Annotated in this window: 4 protein-coding genes; all 4 read left to right on the forward strand. The window is 59.8% G+C overall.

Annotation, left to right across the window (positions count from 1 at the left end):
- Positions 1-371: 371 nt before the first annotated feature.
- On the forward strand, positions 372-1,298 hold the full coding sequence (locus NW837_RS08755; protein ID WP_414330739.1) for a hypothetical protein: 927 nt from the start codon (positions 372-374) through the stop codon (positions 1,296-1,298).
- A 66-nt stretch (positions 1,299-1,364) separates the two neighbouring features.
- Positions 1,365-2,585 (forward strand): DUF445 domain-containing protein, encoded by a 1,221-nt coding sequence (locus tag NW837_RS08760; protein WP_414330742.1) that lies wholly within the window; start codon positions 1,365-1,367, stop codon positions 2,583-2,585.
- 41 nt (positions 2,586-2,626) lie between these two features.
- On the forward strand, positions 2,627-4,288 hold the full coding sequence (locus NW837_RS08765; protein WP_414330744.1) for a bifunctional metallophosphatase/5'-nucleotidase: 1,662 nt from the start codon (positions 2,627-2,629) through the stop codon (positions 4,286-4,288).
- 156 nt (positions 4,289-4,444) lie between these two features.
- A partial coding sequence (grpE, locus tag NW837_RS08770) for a nucleotide exchange factor GrpE (protein WP_414330746.1) occupies positions 4,445-5,128 on the forward strand: 684 nt, incomplete at its 3' end.

A 5,128-nucleotide genomic window follows, 5' to 3' on the forward strand; every position in this document is an offset into this window, starting at 1 on the left:
AACAAACAGAATGCTATCGCTGCATAGTTGAACAGTGATGTTCAGCAGTGTTCAGCGTAAATGTATCAGCCTTCACCTTCTCCTTCTCCAGAAGGACGGTCTCCTGCAGAACCCAAGCCGGAGTCCAGCCCCGAGGCTCAGGAGAGTGAGGCTACAGAGTCTCCTAAGCCAGAATCCCCAGCCCCCCAGCCAGGGGATCCCGGCGGACCGACTCCTTCTCCTTCCCCCAGCCCCTAGGGAAAACTCGATCCAGACCCCGAACAGGCTCAATAGTGTTTTAAGAGCTTCCGATCCCTTAATACCTACTAAATCTAGTGGGCACAAGCGGGGCAGGATGTTAAGCTACTGCCAGTTGCGACCGGATGGGATCCATGAGCTCAACCTTGCAGCCGTTCCTGCATTTGTTGCAGAGGAGTTCCTTTTGGGGGGTGTTGATAGCCGGTGCCGTTACCCCGGTTGCTGCTCAGCAGTTCGAGTTCACCCCTCAGCCGGTGCCCCCCAGGGGGGATCCCGTCCCTACCTTGCCCTTGCTGAGTGCTCCGCCCTCCCCCAGCTCTGCCGCCCCACCGGCCCTACCGCCTGTACCTCAGGTGCCGCAAATGCCGCTGGATCCCACAGCTCCGGCCTTGGATCCGATCCCGGTGGTGCCCGTTCAAGCGGCCCCAGGTGGACAACTCCCCCAAGGCGAGGCCTATTCCTATCAACGTCGGCCCGACCTCAGCCCAGGTGGGGATCTCCCTGGAGCCACGCGGGGCGAGCTGCCTGCCGGCACCCGTATTCTCCTCACGGCTTACCGCCCCATCACTTTCCAGCCCTACCAGGCCATCAACGGCCACCTGGAAGTCTCCGAGCCGGTGGTGGATCGCTTTGGCCAGGTGGTGATCCCGGCAGGGAGTGTGGTGTGGGGCACTTTTGAGCCGGTTTACCGAGAACTGAAGTTGTCTGGCCGGGAGGCGGAGAGCGCCGATCCCCAAGAGCGGGTCGTCGGCAGCCGCTTTGTGGCCAACCGCCTCACCATCGGCTCTTCCACCTACTTGGTGAGAGGCCAATCTGCGCCGCTACCAGTCGGGTTGGATCGCAACGCCGACGTCGGCACAACTGTAGCCCGCGGGGCAGGCTATGGGGCAGCAGGTGGGTTGGCCTTGGGGATCCTCACGGGGGGATGGGGCTTTTTGCCGATCTTGGCCGGCAGCTTGGCCGGCGCTGCGGCAGGCAGTACCAATATTGACCGGGTGGTGACGCTGCAGCCCAATACGTTGGTGGAGCTGGAACTGACCGATAGCCTGATCATCCAATAACTGGTCAACGCTCTCTTGCGCTGGGGCAGGTCAGTAGAGTAGAAGAGAGCACCCTCAATTGCTTCCATGGCCTTCTGGATCTACGTTGTGCCCCCGCTGGCCGGGCTGGTGATCGGCTATTTCACTAACGACATTGCCATCAAAATGCTGTTCCGGCCCTACCGCCCCTATCGGGTTTTCGGCTGGCGCATCCCCTTCACCCCCGGTTTGATCCCGCAGAACCAACCCCGTCTGGCCAAGCAGATCGCCAAGACCATCATGGGATCCCTGCTCACGCCGGAGGAACTGCACAATCTGGCCCGTAAGCTGCTGCAAACCGAGCGCATGCAAGCAGGGATCCGCTGGCTGCTGGGGGTAGCCCTGGATCGGCTGCAAAACCCTGAGCAACAGCAGCAAACTGCTCAGGTGTTGGCGCGCATTTTAGCCGACCTGTTTAACGAGTCGTTGCCCCGCCTGGTGAAGGTGCTGGCCCGCCAAGAAACCTTTTTGGAAGGGTCCATTAACCAACTGTTCGACCAAGTGTTGCTGGAGCTGCGCCTCAGCAGCGAGCAGGCTAAGCAGCTCTCGGAGTGGATCCTGAAGCAGGCGCTGCCCCCAAAGGTGTTGCGGCAGAACTTGGTGGACTTTCTCACCGATCGCAACATCGAATCCCTTGACGAGGAGTTTCGTGAACGAGCGACCGGCTCCTACTGGGTGGTGGCCAACTTGTTCGGCCTGAAAAATGCCCTGTTGCGCCTGCGCACCTATTGTCTAGAAGAGCCGGAAGGGGCAGAAGCCATCTTGGAAGATCTGCTCAAAGACATCAACGCCTCCCGCCGCCTGACCGAGATCCTGCAGAACCTCTCGCTGCAAAACCTGCCGGTTTCCGCCGTGCGTCAGTTGCGCCGTGCCCTCCGCGACGGGATCCAAGATTACCTGCGCAGCCAAGGGCCAGAGGTTATCAAAGGGCTGGGGGAGACCATCGATTGGGAAAAAGTGGCCAGCCTGGTGTTGGGACGCCTGCGCAACTCCAAGGCGTTGATCACCTCCATCGACCAGATCAGCGCCGACCTGGCTTTGGTCTTGGAGCGCTACCTAGAACGGGATCTCGAATCCCTGATGATGCAGGTGATCCCGGTGTTGAACCTGGATCAGGTCATTGCCGATAAAGTCAACGCCACCTCCCCTGCCGACCTGGAGCAGGCCATCCAGCAGATCGTGCGCCAAGAACTCCAGGCCATCGTCAACTTAGGCGGCCTCCTCGGCTTTTTGGTGGGCTGTGTGCAGGTGCTGTTTTTGCTGGGCTGACGAGTTTGGGTTGGGGCTTTAACTTTGGCTATGATATAAGAATGCGATTAACAATTCTCCACACTTCGGATCTCCATGCCAATCTACATCCCTGGAACTACTTCACCGGGATCCCTGCGGAGCACGGTTTAGCCAAGCTGGCCACCCTTATTAAGCGCGTGCGAGCAGCCAGTGAGGATCCCGTCCTGCTCATCGACAGCGGCGATACCATTCAGGGATCCCCCTTGGGCACCTACTATGCGCAGGTGGAGCGCGTCTCTCCCCACCCCTTGGCTCATGCTCTCAACGCCTTGGGCTACGACGCCTTTACCCCTGGCAACCACGACTTTAACTTTGGGCTTCAGGTTCTCCGGGATTTTGTCGGCGATCTCCGCTGTCCGGTGCTCTGTGCCAACATCCTCCGCCAGAATGGGGATCCCCTCTTCCAGCCCTACCTGATCCGGGAATTGGCCGGGGCTCGCGTTGGCTTGCTAGGGCTGACCACCCCCCGCATCGACACCTGGGAGCGACCCGACTACATTGCGGGGCTACGCTTTGCCCCCCTGCTGGAGACTGCCCGCCACTACCTATCGCTGCTGCGACCTCAGGTGGATGTTTTGATCTTGATCCTGCACAGCGGCCCCAACCAATTGCCCCCCCTGCGCACCCCTGAGCATTGGCACAACCCAGATCGCTCCGGCTGGTGCAGCAACAAAAGCCTGGCAGGGGAAAACGAACTGTTGGCCCTGGCCGAACTGGACGGCATTGACGTCATCCTCTCCGGCCATACCCACCAGACCATTGCCGGTTTGGGGGGATCCCCAGCTCTAGTGGTGCAGCCCGGCTATTGGGGCAGCCACCTCTCCCAGGTATCCCTGGAGCTGGAGCGCCAGGGCAGCCGCTGGCAAATTCTCGGGAAAAGCGCACAGCTCCTCTCCGCCGAAGGGATCCCTCCCGATCCCGAACTCTTGGCCTTGACAGAGCCCTATCATCAAGCCACCCTGCGCTACATCCGTCAGCCCATTGGCCAAGCCCGTTCTGCCTATAGCGGCGGTCTGGCAGCCCGTCTGGGGGCCAACCCTCTGGCAGAGCTGCTCCATCAGGCCCAATTGCAAGCAGTGCGGGAGGCAGGATTCCCCGCAGAGCTCTCCCTGGTCAACATCTGCAGCAGCGCCGGCCTGTCGGCAGGCCCCATCTCCCTGCAAGATGCCTACAGCCTCACCGTCTACGACAACACCCTCTGCGTTTTGGAGATCACCGGAGATATTCTGCGGCGCGCCCTAGAACAGACCGCCGGCTATTTTCGCCAGTTGGATCCCAATCACCTTCCCGCCGATCCTGCTGCCGTCGTGGCCCCCGAAGCCCGCGGCTACACCTTCGACCTCTACCACGGCATCGACTACTGCTTCGATCTCACCCGCCCCGTAGGAAAGCGCCTGGTGACCTTACAATTCCGCGGACAGCCGGTGGAACCAGCACAGACCTTTCGCCTGGCCATTAACCACTACCGAGCCGGCGGCGGCGGCGGTTACAGCATGTTCCAAGAAGCCCAAACCCTGTGGATCTCAGCCGATAGCATCCGCGACTTTCTGGTCTACTATATTCACACCCACTCCCCCATTCAACCCATCTACAGCCCCAACTGGCGCCTAATCCCCGACTTGGCCAAGATCTACTTCCCCGATTGCCTGGGCCGGCCACGGGAACATCTGCTGGTCGGCTAGGAAAGAAAAGATATTGACTTCAACTGGCTGAAAGAGAACCCGGTAGAATACGATCAACACAGAGCCTGGTTTGGCTGAGTGCAGCGGCGGTTTTGAAACTGCCAAACTGGGGATATCCGAGTCACTGCTCATTGCTAACACTTGCCGACATCGCCCATGACTGCCGAAGAGAAGCAACCGATGGCCCCAGAAGATACCTATCCTGAACTACAGGAAGAAGAGATCGACGTAGAGGCAGAGCTGGAGAAGCTGATTTTGGAAGATAGCGAAGCAGAAGCCGGTACCTCCTCCGGAGAAACCGCAGCTGAGCCTTCTCCAGATCCCGGTGAAGCTCTCAAGCAGCTCCAGCACGAGTTGGAAGTTGTCCGCCAGCAACTCAAAGAGAAAGAAGACGCCTACCTGCGCCTCTACGCCGATTTTGAAAACTACCGGCGGCGTACCCAGCGGGAAAAAGAAGAGTTCAGCCAAAAAGAACGGCAGAAATTTGTGCTGGAGATCTTGCCTGTTGTGGACAGCTTTGAGCGGGCTCAGCAGCAGCTGAAGCTGGAAACCGACCGCGAGCGGGAGTTGCACAACAGCTACCAGAGCGTCTACCGCCTGCTGGTGGAATGCCTGAAGAAGATGGGCGTCTCCCGCATGAAATCGGTGGGCCAGCCCTTCGACCCCAACCTGCACGAAGCCATAGCCCGTCAGCCCAGCCCAGACTATCCTGAAGATGTGGTAGCCGCCGAATATCAGCCAGGTTACAAGCTGGGGGACTTGGTGATCCGTCATGCCATGGTGGCCGTCTCGGCGGGCAGCCCCAGCTCTGAACCATCCCCCCCAGCCCAAGCCACCATC

Source organism: Synechococcus sp. R6-10, from assembly GCF_047461815.1.
Taxonomy (GTDB): Bacteria; Cyanobacteriota; Cyanobacteriia; order Thermostichales; family Thermostichaceae; genus Thermostichus.